The sequence below is a fragment of the Acinetobacter sp. Lyrl_1 genome (assembly GCF_051948795.1).
GTDB lineage: Bacteria > Pseudomonadota > Gammaproteobacteria > Pseudomonadales > Moraxellaceae > Acinetobacter > Acinetobacter towneri.
In genome coordinates, this window is record NZ_JAYJLK010000019.1 from 1 (window position 1) to 18,209 (window position 18,209).

Here is an 18,209-nt window from a genome sequence, read left to right on the forward strand (position 1 = left end):
GGAATAGATGAATGCTGCTTTTTGTTGGTCGCTTAGTTGTCCTATAGATGCACTTTTAGTCCATTGCGTTAAGCCTGCTAATAATTTCTGTTGTGTCACTATCCGATTATTTTTAATCACCACATGTATTTTGTGAGCAGCAGCATACAGTTCCTGTGCCTGCTGATCTTGCGCAAGGAGCTGATTCAAAATTTGTTTTTTTTCGCTCAGGGACTGATTGACCCATTCTTCCAATAATTTGGTTTCTTCGTCTAACACTGAAGATTTATCATTTTGACTCATAAAATCACCATAATTTTTTAGGGTAAAAATTGAAAATTTGGTTTTGCTCTAACTTGAGGTTCAAGTCTTTATGCAACTTGAAGTATTTTTTATAGGTGCTGGCACTCAATTGAACATGACGCTGCAGATTTGGATCCGATCGCATATACTGTGATAACCGCAGACCTAAGGCTTCGGACAATTGAGTAAAAAAACAGGTAAACAGCACAGCATGCACATGTTTCTGTTTGTGCTTTGGAATCTGTTCCAAATCTAAAGAAGTTTTATCGATTAACCATTTTAGGACCTCAAATTCATCAACGGCTTTATTCGATTTCGCCCCCGTGTTAAGAATTCTTTTGATGTAAGCATCCAACTTGTTTTTAAGATTCAAGATAAAACCTCGAATAAAGTCTGGTAAATCTAATATCAAAACTGCTCTGAGTTTGATCAGAACTTCAAATGATTTTTTTTGCATGTTGAAACCTAGTAAATAGGTATGAGCAATTAGTCCATACCATCTTCAAAATTAGTCTTCTTTCACCCGGGCAAATTTATAGACTTCTGCCTTACTCCAGCGAAGAGTACGTCCATATCTAATAGGATTAATTGGGCCATTTTCATATAAAGCCCACTTACGTAAAGTTTGTTCTGCATACCCTAAGAGCCTAGCTGTCTCTTTAGTAGTTAGTACAAGTCGATCATCTGTAATCGGCCTATGTTTATGCTTAAATGACATTTTTTTGTGTCCTTGTTGATTTAGAGTCATAACACCACAAATCAATTTGGAATAATACTTTGCAAAATAATGTTTTTCTTTCTAAATTTTCAGTTAAGATAAGTTGTACTTTAGTCAGTCAGAGTGATACATGGGCCGCCCGCGAAGAACTAGGTTAGATTTTGCAAAAACAATAAGTTGGTATGACTTTTTTTATAATCAGTTAGTAAGCCTTGGGAAATATAAAAATGATTATGATATGGAGAAATTTTTTTATGGATACCACAAAGATTACAAGGTACAGAACTTATTTACAAAGTATAAATGTGGGTTATCCACACCACAAAAATACCAGATAAATAATGTTGAATCTAAATGTACTGGCTCATCTAATATTATTAACCATCCTCTATGGAAAATCTTGAAGTATCAAACATTTGATGAAGATCTTATATTATCAGTATTAGCTACTTTACCTCGCCATATCGTAGAGTTCATTTCATCCAATGGACGTATTAAAGACTTTGATAAGAGTTGCTTAAAAGATATAGCAAGCTATGGCTCACTCGACAGCCTATGTGCATTGTATTTATTGCATCACTGGGGAGTAACCATTAATAGTACCGCTCTTTCTAATGATTGCTGTTCACTCCTCATCAATTCATTAGAGTTATTACTAAAAAGAAATCCTCACTTCCATCGTTCACATGTCTTTTTATTTGATGAATTATGTGATCAGATCTTCCTTATAGAATTAAAAGGATACAGTCGACCACTCAAAATTAAATTAAATTGGCGAGAATACAGAAGGAAAAACTGGTCTAGTGAAGTTAAAGAGATATCTACAAAAGCCGAAGCAGATTTCCGCATTCACCCGAAACTTCAAGACTTCATTCCAAGCACAGATCCAAACCTAGAAGAACTATACAAAAAACTGTTTGTTTAAGTTGATTTCATCTGCTTACCATTTGCTTACTAGCTTGCAAAAACAAAAAAACCACTTACGATTAGTACACGTAAGTGGTTGTTTTATATGGTGGGCCCAGACAGACTTGAACTGTCGACCAACGGATTATGAGTCCGCTGCTCTAACCGACTGAGCTATAGGCCCTATAATTGAATTTGTTATATTTCAACAAGTTCAAGCGCAAAGAATACTAGCGAAGATTTTTTAAAAACACAAGCCATTTTCAGAAATTGCTGTATAGATAGTCAGCAGACGAATTTGATTATTATTGAAATATAAAAACTACACCTTCACTTTCCGAAACATTGCCCGATGCAACTTTAAACGCTTCTCTTTACGCACTTCTAAAAACAACTCAAACATTGACCATACCAAGACCAATAACAACACAGTCAATGCCACAAGAAAAGTCGTCAAATAAGCCACTTTAGTATCCTTCCATGATGCGTGGAATAGTGAAATGATGAATAGAATCATAGCTAATTACGACCAAAGTCTAATGATTTACAAATCATTTGAATAGTGCATTTTTGCTCAATTTAAGACTTAATTTCTCTCAATTCATATATTTTTAATATTAAAAACAAAGTATTTAGAGTTAAAACCAATAAAAGATATAACGCTATATCAACTGCATCACTTGAGATTGCTATATTTCAAACAATTTTCTGTTGACTCTTATATAAAACAAGCAGAAATTATGCATTTCCAGATTCATCAGCTGTTACATCTATGTTGAAAAAATTTATAGGCGAATCCGCATTCAAACTTGCAGGATGGCAATATCAGGTAGAACCCAACGTCCTCGAAAACAAACAAGTGATCGTCGGTTTTGAACACACCTCAATGATGGATGCAATCCTCTCGCTTGCTCTGTTCCAAATTTATGATATTAAAATCCATACTTTAATCAAAAAAGAGCTTTTTAAAGGGCCACTTAAACCTATTTTAGAAAAAGTCGGCGGTATTCCAGTAGACCGTAAATCTAACAAAGATATTGTGTCGCAAATGGTCGAACTTTTTGATCAAAATGAACATTTCAATTTGGTCATCGCACCCGAAGCAACTCGCGCAAAAACAGGTGAAGCCCGCAAGCCAATTCGTACAGGTTTTTGGCATATTGCCAAAGCAGCCAATGTGCCTATCGTTTTAATGTATGCCAACTCACAAACCAAACAAGGTGGGATTTTTGGCAAAATCTATCCGACAGATTTAGATCACGATATGGCACTTATCCAACAATTATATAAAGAACAAGTGGGCTTAGATATTGTCATTCCTGAGCCAAAAACAACTCAAAGCAACACTTAAAAAACCTAAAACTCTGCCCTTTATCTAAAAAAAGGGCTTATGTTAGAATGGGCGCAATTTTGATAGGCATACTGCCAATCTGTAAGGAGCATAGTTCGCATGGCGGGTCATTCCAAGTGGGCCAACATTAAGCATCGTAAAGCCAAACAAGATGCTAGTCGTGGTAAGTTGTTTACCAAATTTATTCGTGAATTAACAACTGCTGCAAAGCTCGGCGGTCCAGATGCGGCAAGTAACCCTCGTTTACGTGCTGTTGTGGAAAAAGCACTTTCAGTTAACATGACACGTGACGTCATTAACCGTGCCATCCAGCGTGGTGCAGGCGGTGAAGATAACGACGATCTTAAAGAAGTAACCTATGAAGGTTATGGTGTAGGTGGTGTTGCGGTTATTGTAGAAACCATGACAGACAACTTAAACCGCACCGTGCCAGATGTACGTCACTGTTTCTCTAAAACTGACGGTAACTTAGGCACCAATGGTTCTGTAGCATTCCTATTCACCAAACGTGGTGAAATTTCATTTGAAGATTCATCTTTAGAAGATCAAGTGATGGAAGTGGCTTTAGAAGCTGGCGCAGAAGATATTGAAGTGTCTGAAGATGGCATTTTGGTTATTACTACGCCAGAAGCTTTTGGTATAGTTCAAGATGCGCTAACAGCAGCAGGTTTGAAATCTGACAATGCTGAAGTGGTTATGAGTCCATCGACCAAAGCAGAAATTACAGACATCGATCAAGCGAAAAAAATTATGAAAATGATTGATATGCTTGAAGATTTAGATGATGTTCAAAACGTATATACCAACGTTGAATTCTCTGATGAAGTTTTAGCACAATTAGACGCATAATCGGTCTAACTGCAATTCCTAAAAACGCACGTTCTCGTGCGTTTTTTTATAGATCCAGTCAAAATAATTCTAAGATTCTAATAAATTAAACTTTATTTAATAAACCATGACAGTTTAAAACATCATATTCTTTAATCACAAAGCTAGAATGCAAACCTGCCACATGCTCAATTTTACCAATCCGTTTTAATAAAATTTCGCTGTAATTTTCCATATCTCGTGCCACAACCTCTACAATAAAATCTGCAGTCTGTCCTGTCACCAAAAATGCACGTATCACTTCAGGAATGCTTTCCAATTCATCCAAAAATTTGGCAAAAATATCGGTATCGTGTTTGCTCAAAGACACCTGCAACAACACATGCAAACTAAAGCCCAGTTTTTGATAATTAATTTCACGCTTTAAACCTGAAATAATTTTATGATCGATCAGACTTTTAATACGGCGATGCACCGAACTTACCGACAGATTAACCCGCTCGGAAAGTTCATTCAAATTGACATCTTCATTGCTTAAAATTTCTAAAATATGCTTATCGTAGCGATCTAATTCCATTTTTCAAGCACTCAATCTAATCAGCTAAAATTTAAACTCATGCTGCCATTATACTTAAATTATTTTGCAGACTAAGCATCTTTATCGAAAATTATTTTCCATTATTAAAACAAAATGTTTATGATTCAACAGATCACCGCTTATCGTTTTGAACAACTTAACAGACAAACGGAACAGCTTTCTAATTTATTGATTTTCAAATTTTTAAATTAAAAAAACTCAACAAAACAACGAATCTACTCATACATTTTCACAATCCCGACCGTCTATCTTTTACAAGTGTATAGAAATGTATTAAAACAGATGCGCTCGACAATAAGCACAATGCAGCACAACAAAACCAATAAAAACACAAGGAATCGTCATGGCTTTTAAATCTCTAAGCTTGCTGAAAATAAAATTAGCTCTGTATTTACCGTAGAAACTCAGACCAGCTCTTTATTCGATGGACTCTTAAGTGGTGGCTCTTTAAGCAATACCTTTTCTGGTTTGCTTGGCAGCCTGACTAGTTCGACCTCGACCACACCTACCCTAGATTCTTTATTAAAAAGTTTACTCTCTGGCAGCAGCTTAGATAGTTCTAGCCTAACCAATCTAATCAGCCAATTTTCAAGCTCAAATACCAACTTAGATATCACCAGCTTAATTAGCAAACTGACACAATCCAATAGTGGTAGTTTCGATATCGCTTCCATCACCAACTTACTCAGCGGCATGATTGGCAGCAATGCAGGTGATTTAGATATTACGAAACTCACCCAATTAGTGAATGGATTAATCTGTGGCAATACAGGTAATCTTGACATTGCTCAAATTACTCAATTGGTCAGCGGTTTGATTTCGGGCAATAGTGACCTCGATATGGCTGCAATCACACAACTGGTTGGTGGTTTAATTGGCGGCAATACTGGCAATTTAGACGGCATGGATATCGCAGCGATTGCTGAATTGGTAGGCGGGTTAATGCAAGGCAATGGTGATCTTGATATTGCACAAATTGCTCAACTGGTTAGTGGTTTGATTGGCGGCAACATCGGTGGCGGTTTAGGCGGCATGGATATCGCGGTCATTGCAGAACTTGTAGGTGGCTTAATCCAAGGTAATGGCGATCTTGATATTGCGCAAATTGCTCAACTGGCAAGCGGCTTGATTGGCAGCAATATCGGTGGCGGTTTAGGCGGTATGGATATCGCGGTCATTGCTGAATTAGTAGGCGGTTTAATGCAAGGCAATGGCGATCTTGATATTGCACAAATTGCGCAACTGGCAAGCGGCTTAATTGGCGGTAACATCGGTGGTGATTTAGGTGGTCTAGATATCGCTGCTCTAGAACCAATTCTTGCGTTGCTTAATCCTGAAGGTCAGCTTGCAAGTGACTTTGATCTAGGTGGTTTATTAAATAATCTGACTGGAGATACAACTGGTGGTTTCAGCTTAGATGGCTTGAGTGATGGTTTTGACAACTTAATTTCTGGTTCAGATTTTAACATCAGCGACTTACTGCAAGGTGCATCCTCCACAACCAGTTCAGAGATCAATATTGATAGCTTAGTTCCTGCTTTAGGCGATGCGCTTGGTGGTTTAACTGGTGGAACATCTGATACACAATTTGATTTAGCTACCCTGCCAAACTTGGTACAGAATTTTGATTTGAATAACTTAAATTCTTTGTTCTAACTCTTAGTTCTAGATTTTATACATCAGTATCCAAAAAAATACGCGCAGATTGCGCGTATTTTATCTGAGGCGATAACATTTAAATACCGCGCCAATCTACACGTGCATTACGCTCAGTTTGATAAATACGAGAAACATATTGCCCTAAAGGTAAATCCAGCAAATATTTTTTATAATCTTTAAATTCTTCAGAAATCACTTCATCATGTTCTTTTTCCCACGGCGTTCCAGAAATTTCCAAAATAGGTGCAAGCATCGAACACACTGAAATATCGGCTAAACCTAAACGCTCACCCACAAAATAACGCCCGTAATTATCAATCAAATGCTGATTTAAAATGACAATTAATTCATCCATCCGCTGTTTAGATTCTGCAACTTTATCTTGATCGAGCTGATAGCCCTTAGACACCAAGGCTTTAATAATTGGCTTGGAATATTTAGAAAATTGACGCAAATAGCCTTTTTCGCCAATTAAAATTTCCAAAGGTTCTTCACTTTCAGATAATGCATGCGCCAATCCCCAACGACGCACATGCTGGCCCAATTCATCAGCCAAAGTATTTATCGCCAATGCATGTTTATATTGTTCGGCATCACTACGCAACAAGGCATGTTCGGGATAAACATCGTCCAGATAAAAAGCAATTTGAGTCGAATCTGCTATCCAGCGATCTTGATCACGTAAAATAGGTAATTTATTTTGCCCTGTTTTTAATTGGGCAAAAGCGCGATGCACGCCTGGAATTAAGTTTTGCGCATCATAATCTAACTCTTTATGATCCAATAACCAGCGAGCTTTCTCACAAAAATGAGACAAAGGAAACTGGTATAAGATGCGCATAAAATCTCCATATTTAAAATTTTGATATCCAAAGCAGTATCAATACTTTGCTTGTCATACTTTAGTCATAGCCTCTTATAATTACAATGTACTTTTTATTCAAAATTCAGGCGAAACAGTCAGCAATTCAAAATCAATTCCGAAAAGAAATTCAACGTACAGCATCAAGCACGCTAGATTGGAGAAACATCTGTCCGATGACCTGACTTTATCTGCCCTTTCATGTAAAATCGTGCCTAATTTTTAAATAACACGTTGTGAGTTATTCATGGGTTTTAATTGTGGTATTGTGGGCCTGCCAAACGTTGGTAAATCTACGCTTTTTAATGCTTTAACCAAAGCTGCAATTGCAGCGGAAAACTTCCCGTTCTGTACCATTGAGCCAAATACAGGCATTGTACCTGTGCCAGATTCACGTTTGGACAAATTGGCGGAAATCGTAAATCCGCAACGTGTATTACCAACCACGATGGAATTTGTGGATATTGCAGGTTTGGTTGCAGGTGCATCTAAAGGTGAAGGTTTAGGTAACCAATTCCTTGCCAACATTCGTGAAACCGATGCGATTGCGCATGTAGTTCGTTGCTTTGAAGATGAAAACGTCATTCACGTAAATGGTAAAATTGACCCATTAGATGACATTGCAACCATCAATACCGAACTTGCTTTGGCCGATTTAGAAACGGTAAGTAAAGCCATTACACGCTTAGCAAAATCTGCCAAAGGTGGCGATAAAGAAGCCGTAGCGACCAAAGCCGTTTTAGAAAAAATCCAACCTTTACTGGATGATGGCAAGCCTGCACGTGCAGCCAATTTAGATGACGATGAACGCAAATTGGTTCGTGGTTTTGGTTTATTAACCTTAAAACCAACCATGTATATTGCGAACGTGGCAGAAGATGGCTTTGAAAATAACCCGCACTTAGATGCAGTCAAAAAACTTGCTGCAGAAGAAAATGCGATTGTGGTGCCTTTATGCAACCAAATTGAAGCCGAAATTTCATTACTTGAAGATGAAGACCGTGCAGAATTCCTAGAAGCTCTTGGTATGGAAGAACCAGGGCTGAACGTAGTGATTCGTGCAGGTTATGCGCTGTTAGGTCTGCAAACTTACTTTACTGCAGGCGTACAAGAAGTCCGCGCGTGGACAGTGAAAGTAGGTGCAACTGCACCACAAGCAGCAGGCGTAATTCACACTGACTTTGAAAAAGGCTTTATCCGCGCAGAATGTATTGCTTATGAGGATTTCGTACAATACAACGGCGAAGCAGGTGCAAAAGAAGCAGGTAAATGGCGCTTGGAAGGTAAAACTTATATCGTACAAGACGGTGATGTTTTACACTTCCGTTTTAATGTTTAATTGTTTTTATGTTTAGTTTTAGAACAATGCTTACAGCCGAGCATTGATTCAATAAAAAAACCTCGATGCTTACATCGAGGTTTTTTTATGGGCGATTCCGCATCACATTAATGCAGAACAACCTCAATTAAGACTGCACCACATTGCCCTTTTGTTTCGGGTCAGTATTGCCCAATTCAGGATGCGCCAAAGCATCAGCACATTGTTTTTTATCCCGTTCATAATCAGCTTGTTTTTGTGCAAGACTGCTTGAACTGTCAATCGTCGCACGTGCCCAAATTTCCAAACTGGTCAAAGCCTTACGACACAGCGCATATTTCCCTTCCGTTACAGAGTCGGTCATTTTGACATTAATACGCCAGTCGGTACTTAGTTTACGGGCAGGTTTGCGGACTTTATCTTCAATTAAGTTACGCTGTTTACGATACACGTACGGCTCAACTTCATTCATTAATTCCCACGCGGCTTGCGCATACACAGTCGCATCATTGGTGAGTTTTGGCGCAGGCTTAATTTCTACTGTTTTTTGCGGGTTGTTGTCATTGCTACACGCTTGCAATAACAGGCTACTGCATAACATTGAAGCAAGCAGGATTACAGGTGTTTTCAATTTCAACATATCGGTTCGCCCATACAAACAATTCGGCATCATGCTAATGAATTCAAGTATAATACACAATCTTCATTTGACCCATCGTTCAACTTTCTCCCACAAGGTGTGTCGTGTCCGTACACAATATTCAAACTGCGCCCGCAGCAAGTTTTTGGCAAGGTGCAAAAGATAGTCAGGCGATTATTTTCACCTATCTGCCTGTTTCTTTTGCTTTTGGTGTTTCTGCAACTCAATTCGGCTTTAGCGCATGGGAAGCCTTATTTTTATCTTGCTCGATGTATGCAGGGGCGAGTCAATTTTTAGTCGTTGCCTTATTGGGCAGTGGAACTTCAATCTGGATGACCGCATTAACGGTAATCGCCTTGGATATTCGACATTTACTTTACGGCCCGGCCTTACAAAACCTGATTCAAGATCGTTTAAACCTAAAAAAAACTGCAATTTGGTCATGGGGTCTGACCGATGAAGTTTTTGCCTCAGGCATGATTAAACTGTCACAGCGCCGTCAGGAATGGTCTGAATCATGGATGCTTGGACTGAGTTTATTTAGTTGGTTGTCTTGGGCATTAGGCTCTTTGTTAGGCGGATTATTTGCCGATCAAGTCACTAAAATGCCACAGTTTTTGCAAGCGGCGCTCGACTTTTTACTGCCCGCTTTATTCCTTAGCTTCTTATTGGCAGCATTTGAAAAGAAACACACCTTTGTCGTGGGAATCACCATTCTAGTATCTGCCGTAGCTTGTTATTTTATTGACTTATCTGCTGCAATTTTTATTGGGATTTCTTCAGGTATTTTGGCGGGATTATTTAAACACTATGTTTTAAAACAACCCGACCCTGAACATACAGGAGCAAAATCATGAGTTTAGAAATTATTTTGGTCGGTATTATGGTCGGTATCGCAAACTTCGCCTCACGTTTTGGGCCATTTTTTGTGATTCAAAAGTTTCAACAAGGCTCACAGCAACGTGGTGCTTTATGGCTTAAAATCGCTTTGGGCAGCATTGGTATAGCCGCAATTAGCTCTATGCTCGTGGTTGCAACCTTGCCACCTTTGCTTGAAACACCCAATAAAAGTTTTGCGATGTTGATTGGCTTTTTAGTGCTGACAGGTTTGTATTTTAAGTTTAAGAAAATCGTACCTGCCACGCTTACCGCAGCCATCACCTATGGTTTAATTTATACTTATGTGCCATTTTCGTTCTAATGTTGCTGAAATTTAGAGGTTGAATCGTCCAAATGATCTATTTCAGGATTCAGCCTTAACTGCTTTAAAGCACTGAATGCAATATAAGTAGATGACAAAATCATGATTTTGTTGCAAACAGGGCTTAACTCATGGAACAGTTCTGCTATGCTAAAAGCCCACTTTAGCAAGGACGATTCACATGAGCGTGACCATTGGTACTCCCCTTCAATCTTCTGCTTTTAAAGTTTTGCTATTGGGTTCAGGGGAACTCGGTAAAGAGGTGGTAATTTCACTGCAACGCTTAGGCGTAGAAGTACATGCCGCCGATCGCTACGACCATGCGCCAGCCATGCAAGTCGCACATTATGCTTATACTTTAAACATGGCAGATGCCACAGAATTAAAACAACTGATTGAAAAAATTAAACCTAATTTAATTGTGCCTGAAATTGAGGCGATTGCGACATCAGTTTTACTTGAAATTGAAGCGCAAAATATTGCAACAGTGATTCCATCTGCCAAAGCGGTAAATTTGACCATGAACCGTGAAGGCATTCGTCGTTTGGCTGCAGAAGAATTAGGTTTGCCGACATCCGCTTATCGCTTTGCCAATTCTCTCGAATCTTTCCGCGCTGCATGTGATGACATTGGTTATCCAAACTTTGTGAAGCCTGTGATGTCATCTTCAGGCAAGGGACAATCGCGTGTCACCTGCTTTGATGAAGTTGATGCAGCTTGGGAATATGCCCAGACTGGCGGGCGCGTCAATCAAGGCACTGTGATTGTTGAATCACAAATTGACTTCGATTTTGAAATTACCTTATTAACCGTACGTGCTAAAAACCCAGAAACTGGTGCGATCGAAACTTCATATTGCGACCCAATTGGTCACCGTCAAGATGCAGGCGACTATGTAGAAAGCTGGCAACCTCAAGCCATGAGTGATGCTGCCTTGACTGAAGCCAAACGAATTGCACACAAAGTGACTACTGCCTTAGGTGGTTGCGGTATTTTTGGTGTAGAGCTGTTTGTGAAAGGCGATAAAGTCTGGTTCAGTGAAGTCTCTCCACGTCCACACGACACAGGTTTGGTGACATTGGCTTCACAATTCCAAAGTGAATTCGAATTACATGCCCGCGCGATTTTAGGCTTACCTGTCAATACCACACGCCATAGCGTTGCAGCCAGTGCAGTGATTTATGCAGGTGTCGATGCAACAAATCTTTCATTTTCTGGCCTGAATCTTGCATTAGCACATCCCGATACAGATTTACGTTTATTTGGCAAACCTGAAGGTTTTGAACGTCGTCGTATGGGCGTTGCCACTGCGCGAGCAGAAACCACAGAGCAAGCGCGTGAGCTAGCTCAGCAGACTGCGGACACTGTTCGTGTTCATTTAAACGAAAATCAAAATTAAGCTCGTCATTGCATAACGGAATTGTCCATGATCATTACATTACCCTTGCTGAATTATGTAAAAAGCAACCATGACATTCAGGCCATTAACCAATGGCGCACCGATGTCGAAAATCAGCTACAACAATGTTTTGAAAATGGACAATCCATTCGTGAAGTGATTTTGGCGCGTTCTAACCTGATTGATGAAGCGCTCACTTTCTTATGGCAACATGCTGAATTAGACAAAACCGATTTAAGCCTATTTGCGGTAGGTGGCTATGGGCGCAAAGAAATGCTGCCCTATTCAGATGTCGATATTATGGTGTTATCGGAAGATGCAATTACAGCAGAACAAGAACAACTTATTTCGACCTTTATTTCGTCTTTATGGGATGTTGGCAACTTCAAACCTGCCACCAGCGTGCGGACTATTCAAGACTGTGTGATTCAGGCAACCAGTGATTTAACTGTTGCAACTGCCTTGATTGAAGCGCGTTTAATTACAGGAAATCAGCAGCTTGCCAAATGGCCGCGTCGTATTGTTTCGCAAACTTGGACGGATAAAACCTTTTTTGATGCCAAAATGGAGGAGCAAAGCAAGCGTTACGCGCAGCACAATGACACCGAAAGTAATTTAGAACCTGATATTAAAAATGCTCCGGGCGGTATTCGTGACATCAACCAAATTGGCTGGATTGCCAAACGCCATTTTCGCGTCAATCGTATTTACGACTTGGTGCATTTAGGTTTTATTTCAGAGTTTGAATTGGGTGTACTCGAAGAAGCCGAAAGCTTTTTATGGGAAATCCGTCATCATCTCCATCGTTTAACCAAACGTGATGAAAACCGTTTATTGTTTGATTATCAACGAGATATTGCAGCAACTTTTGGCTATGTTCGAGAAGAAGGTAAACCGCAAAATTACCCGATTGAACAATTTATGAAGCGTTATTATCGCTCTGCACAGCAAGTTTCCACTTTAAATGAAATGTTGCTGGCCTATTTTAATGAGTCGGTCATTACCCCGCGTTTGCCTAATTATGAACGTAACATTGAAGAAATTAATGAAAATTTTAAACTGGTCGATGGCAAACTTGCCGTGCAGCACCACAAAATTTTCTCAGAAAAACCAAGCGCAATTTTAGAAATTTTCTATTTATTGGCCAATCGTCCTGAAATTGAAGGAATTCGCGCACGAACACTGCGCCTGCTGACACTTGCAGCCAAGCGTATTGACCAAAGTTTCCGTGATGATCCAACGCATCAAGCGCTGTTTATGGCAATTTTGCGCTCACCGCACCGCTTGTATAATACCTTGGTGACTATGAAACGCTTAGGTGTATTGGGCAATTACATCCCCGCTTTTGGTCAAATTACAGGTTTAATGCAATACGACTTATTCCATATTTATACAGTCGATGCGCACATTTTACTATTACTCCGCAATTTAAGCCGCTTCAAAGAACCTGAATTCGCGAAAGATTTTCCTGTGGTCAGTTCGGTATTTCAGCGTTTAGCCCGTCGTGACATTATTTATTTGGCTGCGATTTTCCATGATATTGCTAAAGGTCGTCGTGGTGATCACAGTGAACTTGGTGCGGTAGATGCGATTGAGTTTTGCCGTAAACACGGATTTACTGAACGTGAATGTAACCTTGTGGCATGGTTAGTCAAAAATCACTTGTTGATGTCAGTCACAGCACAGAAAAAAGATATTTCTGACCCCGATGTGGTCAAGGAATTTGCCGAAAAAATGGGAGATATGGAGCATTTAGATTATCTCTATACCTTAACGGTTGCTGATATTAATGCGACTAATCCAACACTCTGGAACTCATGGCGTGCATCCTTAATGCGCCAACTTTATACGCAAGCGCGTGATGTCATTCGCTCAGGACTTGGGCGTCCCGTCGATTATCAAATGCTGATTGAAGACACCAAATTTGCGGCAAGCGAGTTACTGGTTAAAGATTTTGAACTCAGTGCTGTTGAAAAAGTCTGGCAAGAACTGGGCGATGAATACTTTATTAAAGAATCTGCCGATGAAATTGCATGGCATACCCGCGCGATTTTGGAGCATGGCGATAATCCTGCACCATTAGTGCTCATGCGCGCGCACCGAAAATCAGCACAAGACGCAGTACAAATCTTTATTTACACGCAAGACCAACCCAACCTATTTGCCACAACTGTCGCTATTTTAGACCGCATGAACCTTGACGTTCAGGATGCACGAATTATTACTGCGACCAAAGCCTTTAGTTTGGATACTTACGTGGTCTTAGACCGTTTTGGCACACTCTTAACAGACCCTGAACGTGAAGAAATGGTGATTGAGGCTTTAGTGAATGCCTTGAGCCAGTCAGATAAATATCCGGGTCTGATGCAACGCCGCATTCCGCGTCAATTACGTCATTTTGACATTGAAAATACAGTAGAAGTGACTTTCAATGCAGCGCTGAATCAAAACATGGTCGAAATTGCCACACTAGATCATCCCGGGTTACTCGCCAAAATTGGCGGCTTGTTTATGATGCAAGGCTTAGATATTCACTCCGCCAAAATTGCCACCCTGGGCGAACGTGCCGAAGATATTTTCTTCGTCACCAAAAAAGATGGCAACCCAATGACAAAATCTGAAGCAGATACCTTTGCAATCCAGCTCAAAGCTGCTTTAGATGAGGCCTCTAATCAGGTCTGTGGTCAACATTAACTTCAATTTACGGAACATCCATGAACTCAAGTTTGTCCTTATTACATCCTTACCCTTTTGAAAAGTTAAACAAACTATTTCAGGACGTACAACCTGCAAATTTGCCGTTAATTCCACTGTCTATTGGCGAACCTAAACATCCTGCACCTGAATTTGTCAAACAGGCCATTATTGATAATTTTCAGCATTTATCAACTTATCCGAACAGCAAAGGTCTGCCTGAATTACGTCACAGCATTGCCCATTGGCTGACACAACGCTTTCATTTAAAGCAAGTTAACCCAGACACACAAGTACTCCCCGTTTCAGGTACACGTGAAGCGATTTTTTCCTTTGTACAAGCCTTGATTCGACGTGAAGATGCGCCTTATGTAGTGATGCCCAATCCGTTTTATCAAATTTATGAAGGAGCAACTTTATTGGCAGGTGCTCAACCCTATTTCATCAATTGCACCGAAGACAATAATTACTTGGGTGATTTTGATGCTGTACCTGCAAAAGTCTGGGAAAAAACTGCTTTATTATTTGTCTGTACACCGGGAAATCCAACGGGTGCTGTCCTTTCAAAAGAACAATTTAAAAAGCTGATTGCCCTGTCAGATCAATATAATTTTGTCATTGCATCTGATGAATGTTATTCAGAATTATGGTTTGACCAAGCGCCTACAGGTTTACTGGAAGTCTGTGCCGAACTTGGACGCGATGACTACAAAAACTGCATCGTATTCCATTCTTTGTCTAAACGCTCAAACTTACCCGGCATGCGTTCAGGCTTTGTTGCGGGCGATGCCAACTTATTAAAACCTTATTTGCAATATCGTACCTATCATGGTGCGGCAATGCCTGTACAACATCAATTGGCATCTATTGCAGCTTGGGATGATGAACAGCACGTTGAAGATAATCGTCAACAATATCGCGCCAAGTTTGAATTATTCCAAACGGAACTTGGGCATTTACTGCCATTAAAAAAACCAGATGCAGGTTTTTATTACTGGCTCAAAGTCGACCATGATGAAAATTTTGCCAAAATATTGATGGAAAAAGCCCATATTAAAGTGCTGCCAGGTCGGTATTTATCTCGTGAAACCGCACAAGGTAACCCGGGTGAAAACCATGTTCGCTTAGCTTTGGTTGCAGATTTGGCGCAATGTGAACAAGTAATTCAACGTCTTAAAGCGATTTTATAAGTTAATGATTTCAATTAAATTTAAGGCGATCATCTGATCGCCTTAATTATCTTACTTGCACAAGCGCAAGCCTTTATCGTAAAGCCTTTTCAATTTCCGCCTGCAAATCTTCAGGTTTTGTGGTCGGAGCAAAACGGTTCAACACCTTGCCATCTTTGCCAATTAAAAACTTGGTGAAATTCCATTTAATTCCGTTGCCCAAAATACCTTTACTGTTATTGGTCAGGTAACGGAAAATCGCATGTGCTTCAGGACCTTTCACATCAATTTTGCTAAACATTGGAAAACTGACACCATAGTTTTTTTGGCAGAAGCTCCCAATTTGCTCATTGGAGCCTGGATCTTGCCCACCAAACTGATTGCACGGAAAGCCCAAAACTTCCAGACCTTGGTCTTTATATTGTTGGTATAACTTTTCCAAACCCGCAAATTGAGGCGTAAAACCACACTTGCTGGCTGTATTTACAATCAACAAAACCTTCCCTTCATAATCGCTAAAGGCTTTATTTTGTCCATCTAACAACTCAGCTTCAAACTGATAAATGTTGGTCATGGATAATTTCCCTCATCATTTTTTTCTTGTGTTTTGAGTTCTAAAGAAGCCGAATTGACACAATAGCGCAATCCTGTTGGCTGTGGACCATCATCAAAAACATGCCCTAAATGTGCGTCACAATGATGACAAACAATCTCAGTACGCTGCATGCCATGCGAACCATCCTGATGTTCTTCAATCACCCCAGGCTGGATTGGACGATAGAAACTTGGCCAACCGCTACCGCTGTCATATTTTGTTTCAGATGAGAATAGCGCTGTACCGCAACAACGACAGGTATAAATCCCCTCTTGTTTAGTATTCCAATATCTCCCCGTAAAAGCAGGCTCCGTGCCTTTTTGACGTGTAATCCGAAATTCCTCTGGTGATAACTCTCTTTGCCATTCTCGGTCTGTTTTATTGAGTTTTCCCATCACTAACTCCTTTAAATCTTTGACATTCAGTGTCATGCTTCAGTACTTCCATTTTTACGCTAGACCTTGCAAAATATCTAGCTAAATTTCAGCATAGATTGTGATATTTCAGTAATCTATAATTTATTTATCTTCTAATCATTGGATGGAACTATGTCCGTACTAGGTAACACGACTCCGCGCGAAATAAAAAAATCATCAAAACTTGAGCATGTATGCTACGACATTCGCGGACCTGTGTTACGAGCGGCCAATGAAATGGAAGAGGCCGGTCATAAAATTATTAAACTGAATATTGGCAACCCTGCCCCATTCGGTTTTGAAGCGCCACAGGAAATTATTAATGATGTCGCATTGAACTTGCCTAATGCGATTGGTTATACCGACTCCAAAGGGATTTTCCCTGCGCGTAAAGCGATTTGTCAGTACTATCAGCAAAAAGGCATTTTCGATATGCATGTCAATGATGTGTATATAGGCAACGGCGTGTCTGAACTGATTGTTATGGCGATGCAAGGCTTGTTGGACGATGGCGATGAAATGCTGGTACCAATGCCTGACTACCCGCTTTGGACTGCGGCAGTGAATTTATCGGGCGGTACTGCTATTCACTACAAATGTGATGAAGAAAACTTTTGGTATCCAGACATTGCCGATATGGAAAGCAAAATCACGCCAAATACGCGCGGTATTGTCATTATTAACCCGAATAACCCAACGGGTGCGGTTTATCCACGTCATGTGTTGGAACAAATTGTAGCATTGGCAAAAAAATATGACTTAATTTTATTTGCCGATGAGATTTACGACAAAATTATTTATGACGGCATTGAGCATGTTGCGGTTGCAGCTTTAGCGGGTGATCAACTCTGTATCTCATTTAATGGCTTGTCTAAATCGTATCGCATTGCGGGCTTCCGTTCAGGCTGGATGGCGATTACAGGCGATAAATCACGCGCTGCAGACTACATTGAAGGTTTAGACATGTTGGCGTCTATGCGCTTGTGTGCCAACCATCAGGCGCAGTACGCGATTCAAACAGCATTGGGTGGTTATCAGTCTATCAATGACTTGATTCGTCCGGGTGGTCGTTTATACGAACAACGTAACATTGCATGGGAAATGCTGAACGACATTCCTGGCGTGTCTTGTGTCAAACCTGAGGGTGCAATGTATTGCTTCCCGAAACTTGATCCAAACGTCTATCCAATTGAAGATGACGAAAAGTTAATGCTCGATTTACTCAAAGCAGAAAAAGTTTTATTGGTTCAAGGTACAGGTTTTAACTGGCCAACGCCTGATCATTTCCGTGTCGTGTTCTTGCCTGCAGAAAATGAATTACGTGAAGCAATGACACGTTTAGGTCGTTTCTTGGCAAAAATCCGCTAAGATCAAACCGAATCTCTGTTTTAAAATGCCGTGTTAATTACGGCATTTTTTATGGATTTTAATTTATTTCTATTTTATCTTTACATCTTTGGTCCATCATCAAGCAGTAACACAGCAAAGCGATAACCTGACACTTGGGGATACACTTTTACACGCCCGCAAAAGCATGCTGTAATAGCCACAAGCGATTAAGTTTCAGGAATTG

General features: G+C 40.1%; 19 protein-coding genes, 1 tRNA gene and 1 pseudogene. 11 read left to right on the forward strand and 10 right to left on the reverse strand.

What is annotated here, in order from left to right:
• The 3 genes and pseudogenes from VF675_RS07645 to VF675_RS07655 form a co-directional block, all read right to left on the reverse strand.
• Window positions 1-282, reverse strand: a pseudogene (locus VF675_RS07645) (hypothetical protein); the annotation flags it as partial.
• A 4-nt stretch (window positions 283-286) separates the two neighbouring features.
• The gene (locus VF675_RS07650) at window positions 287-739 is read right to left on the reverse strand and encodes a transporter (RefSeq protein WP_104794887.1); all 453 of its coding nucleotides are present in this window, start codon (window positions 737-739) and stop codon (window positions 287-289) included.
• Between the two features lie 51 nt (window positions 740-790).
• Window positions 791-1,030, reverse strand: a complete 240-nt coding sequence (locus VF675_RS07655) for a helix-turn-helix domain-containing protein (protein ID WP_000174350.1) — start codon at window positions 1,028-1,030, stop codon at window positions 791-793.
• 100 nt (window positions 1,031-1,130) lie between these two features.
• Here VF675_RS07655 and VF675_RS07660 point away from each other — a divergent pair, with 100 nt between their 5' ends.
• Window positions 1,131-1,925: a hypothetical protein gene (locus tag VF675_RS07660; protein ID WP_440205022.1), complete on the forward strand. Its 795-nt coding sequence runs from the start codon at window positions 1,131-1,133 to the stop codon at window positions 1,923-1,925.
• 88 nt (window positions 1,926-2,013) lie between these two features.
• Here the strand turns inward: VF675_RS07660 and VF675_RS07665 are convergent.
• Window positions 2,014-2,090 (reverse strand) — tRNA-Ile (locus VF675_RS07665).
• Window positions 2,091-2,228: 138 nt separating this feature from the next.
• The gene (locus VF675_RS07670) at window positions 2,229-2,372 is read right to left on the reverse strand and encodes a hypothetical protein (RefSeq protein WP_154320842.1); all 144 of its coding nucleotides are present in this window, start codon (window positions 2,370-2,372) and stop codon (window positions 2,229-2,231) included.
• Between the two features lie 306 nt (window positions 2,373-2,678).
• On the opposite strand from VF675_RS07670, the gene VF675_RS07675 reads away from it, so the two are divergent.
• Complete coding sequence (locus VF675_RS07675) at window positions 2,679-3,257, forward strand: 1-acyl-sn-glycerol-3-phosphate acyltransferase (RefSeq protein ID WP_104851825.1); 579 nt, start codon at window positions 2,679-2,681, stop codon at window positions 3,255-3,257.
• A gap of 99 nt (window positions 3,258-3,356) precedes the next feature.
• Complete coding sequence (locus tag VF675_RS07680; RefSeq protein WP_070155957.1) at window positions 3,357-4,106, forward strand: YebC/PmpR family DNA-binding transcriptional regulator; 750 nt, start codon at window positions 3,357-3,359, stop codon at window positions 4,104-4,106.
• 85 nt (window positions 4,107-4,191) lie between these two features.
• Here VF675_RS07680 and VF675_RS07685 read toward each other — a convergent pair whose 3' ends face one another.
• Complete coding sequence (locus VF675_RS07685; protein WP_004971430.1) at window positions 4,192-4,662, reverse strand: Lrp/AsnC family transcriptional regulator; 471 nt, start codon at window positions 4,660-4,662, stop codon at window positions 4,192-4,194.
• Between the two features lie 489 nt (window positions 4,663-5,151).
• Between VF675_RS07685 and VF675_RS07690 the strand changes: the two genes are divergently transcribed.
• A complete protein-coding gene (locus VF675_RS07690) occupies window positions 5,152-6,339 on the forward strand; it encodes a hypothetical protein (RefSeq protein WP_440205023.1) in 1,188 nt (395 codons plus the stop codon).
• 79 nt (window positions 6,340-6,418) lie between these two features.
• Here VF675_RS07690 and VF675_RS07695 read toward each other — a convergent pair whose 3' ends face one another.
• Entirely contained in the window at window positions 6,419-7,183 is a 765-nt protein-coding gene (locus tag VF675_RS07695; protein WP_004971433.1) for a glutathione S-transferase family protein, read from the reverse strand.
• 268 nt (window positions 7,184-7,451) lie between these two features.
• Here VF675_RS07695 and ychF point away from each other — a divergent pair, with 268 nt between their 5' ends.
• Window positions 7,452-8,543 (forward strand): redox-regulated ATPase YchF, encoded by a 1,092-nt coding sequence (gene ychF, locus VF675_RS07700; RefSeq protein ID WP_004971435.1) that lies wholly within the window; start codon window positions 7,452-7,454, stop codon window positions 8,541-8,543.
• Between the two features lie 127 nt (window positions 8,544-8,670).
• On the opposite strand, the gene VF675_RS07705 is transcribed toward ychF, so the two are convergent.
• Entirely contained in the window at window positions 8,671-9,162 is a 492-nt protein-coding gene (locus VF675_RS07705) for a hypothetical protein (protein ID WP_026438320.1), read from the reverse strand.
• A gap of 119 nt (window positions 9,163-9,281) precedes the next feature.
• On the opposite strand from VF675_RS07705, the gene VF675_RS07710 reads away from it, so the two are divergent.
• From VF675_RS07710 to dapC, 5 genes are all read left to right on the forward strand, one after another.
• Window positions 9,282-10,019 (forward strand): AzlC family ABC transporter permease, encoded by a 738-nt coding sequence (locus tag VF675_RS07710; RefSeq protein ID WP_171062558.1) that lies wholly within the window; start codon window positions 9,282-9,284, stop codon window positions 10,017-10,019.
• On the forward strand, window positions 10,016-10,363 hold the full coding sequence (gene ygaH / locus VF675_RS07715) for an L-valine transporter subunit YgaH (protein ID WP_004971441.1): 348 nt from the start codon (window positions 10,016-10,018) through the stop codon (window positions 10,361-10,363). The genes VF675_RS07710 and ygaH overlap by 4 nt, the downstream gene beginning before the upstream one ends.
• 181 nt (window positions 10,364-10,544) lie before the next feature.
• Window positions 10,545-11,762, forward strand: coding sequence for a formate-dependent phosphoribosylglycinamide formyltransferase (gene purT / locus VF675_RS07720; RefSeq protein WP_225530883.1), 1,218 nt, complete (start codon window positions 10,545-10,547; stop codon window positions 11,760-11,762).
• A 27-nt stretch (window positions 11,763-11,789) separates the two neighbouring features.
• Complete coding sequence (gene glnD / locus VF675_RS07725) at window positions 11,790-14,456, forward strand: [protein-PII] uridylyltransferase (RefSeq protein ID WP_180008169.1); 2,667 nt, start codon at window positions 11,790-11,792, stop codon at window positions 14,454-14,456.
• 20 nt (window positions 14,457-14,476) lie between these two features.
• The gene (gene dapC / locus VF675_RS07730; RefSeq protein WP_104851821.1) at window positions 14,477-15,646 is read left to right on the forward strand and encodes a succinyldiaminopimelate transaminase; all 1,170 of its coding nucleotides are present in this window, start codon (window positions 14,477-14,479) and stop codon (window positions 15,644-15,646) included.
• A gap of 73 nt (window positions 15,647-15,719) precedes the next feature.
• On the opposite strand, the gene VF675_RS07735 is transcribed toward dapC, so the two are convergent.
• Together VF675_RS07735 and msrB are read right to left on the reverse strand one after the other, a co-directional pair.
• Window positions 15,720-16,199, reverse strand: coding sequence for a glutathione peroxidase (locus VF675_RS07735; RefSeq protein ID WP_096902294.1), 480 nt, complete (start codon window positions 16,197-16,199; stop codon window positions 15,720-15,722).
• A complete protein-coding gene (gene msrB, locus VF675_RS07740) occupies window positions 16,196-16,615 on the reverse strand; it encodes a peptide-methionine (R)-S-oxide reductase MsrB (protein ID WP_096902313.1) in 420 nt (139 codons plus the stop codon). Before msrB ends, VF675_RS07735 begins: the two co-directional genes overlap by 4 nt.
• A gap of 153 nt (window positions 16,616-16,768) precedes the next feature.
• Between msrB and VF675_RS07745 the strand changes: the two genes are divergently transcribed.
• Window positions 16,769-18,004 carry a pyridoxal phosphate-dependent aminotransferase gene (locus tag VF675_RS07745; RefSeq protein ID WP_004971448.1) on the forward strand — a complete coding sequence of 412 codons (1,236 nt, stop codon included), beginning with the start codon at window positions 16,769-16,771 and terminating at the stop codon, window positions 18,002-18,004.
• Window positions 18,005-18,209 lie beyond the last annotated feature (205 nt).

What these genes read in the sequence shown, in the direction of transcription:
- VF675_RS07650 (WP_104794887.1), bottom strand. Translation starts at nt 739, where the DNA reads ATGCAAAAAAAATCATTTGAAGTTCTGATCAAACTCAGAGCAGTTTTG.
- VF675_RS07655 (WP_000174350.1), bottom strand. Translation starts at nt 1,030, where the DNA reads ATGACTCTAAATCAACAAGGACACAAAAAAATGTCATTTAAGCATAAA.
- VF675_RS07660 (WP_440205022.1), top strand. Translation starts at nt 1,131, where the DNA reads ATGGGCCGCCCGCGAAGAACTAGGTTAGATTTTGCAAAAACAATAAGT.
- VF675_RS07675 (WP_104851825.1), top strand. Translation starts at nt 2,679, where the DNA reads ATGTTGAAAAAATTTATAGGCGAATCCGCATTCAAACTTGCAGGATGG.
- VF675_RS07680 (WP_070155957.1), top strand. Translation starts at nt 3,357, where the DNA reads ATGGCGGGTCATTCCAAGTGGGCCAACATTAAGCATCGTAAAGCCAAA.
- VF675_RS07685 (WP_004971430.1), bottom strand. Translation starts at nt 4,662, where the DNA reads ATGGAATTAGATCGCTACGATAAGCATATTTTAGAAATTTTAAGCAAT.
- VF675_RS07695 (WP_004971433.1), bottom strand. Translation starts at nt 7,183, where the DNA reads ATGCGCATCTTATACCAGTTTCCTTTGTCTCATTTTTGTGAGAAAGCT.
- ychF (WP_004971435.1), top strand. Translation starts at nt 7,452, where the DNA reads ATGGGTTTTAATTGTGGTATTGTGGGCCTGCCAAACGTTGGTAAATCT.
- VF675_RS07705 (WP_026438320.1), bottom strand. Translation starts at nt 9,162, where the DNA reads ATGTTGAAATTGAAAACACCTGTAATCCTGCTTGCTTCAATGTTATGC.
- ygaH (WP_004971441.1), top strand. Translation starts at nt 10,016, where the DNA reads ATGAGTTTAGAAATTATTTTGGTCGGTATTATGGTCGGTATCGCAAAC.
- purT (WP_225530883.1), top strand. Translation starts at nt 10,545, where the DNA reads ATGAGCGTGACCATTGGTACTCCCCTTCAATCTTCTGCTTTTAAAGTT.
- glnD (WP_180008169.1), top strand. Translation starts at nt 11,790, where the DNA reads ATGATCATTACATTACCCTTGCTGAATTATGTAAAAAGCAACCATGAC.
- dapC (WP_104851821.1), top strand. Translation starts at nt 14,477, where the DNA reads ATGAACTCAAGTTTGTCCTTATTACATCCTTACCCTTTTGAAAAGTTA.
- VF675_RS07735 (WP_096902294.1), bottom strand. Translation starts at nt 16,199, where the DNA reads ATGACCAACATTTATCAGTTTGAAGCTGAGTTGTTAGATGGACAAAAT.
- msrB (WP_096902313.1), bottom strand. Translation starts at nt 16,615, where the DNA reads ATGGGAAAACTCAATAAAACAGACCGAGAATGGCAAAGAGAGTTATCA.
- VF675_RS07745 (WP_004971448.1), top strand. Translation starts at nt 16,769, where the DNA reads ATGTCCGTACTAGGTAACACGACTCCGCGCGAAATAAAAAAATCATCA.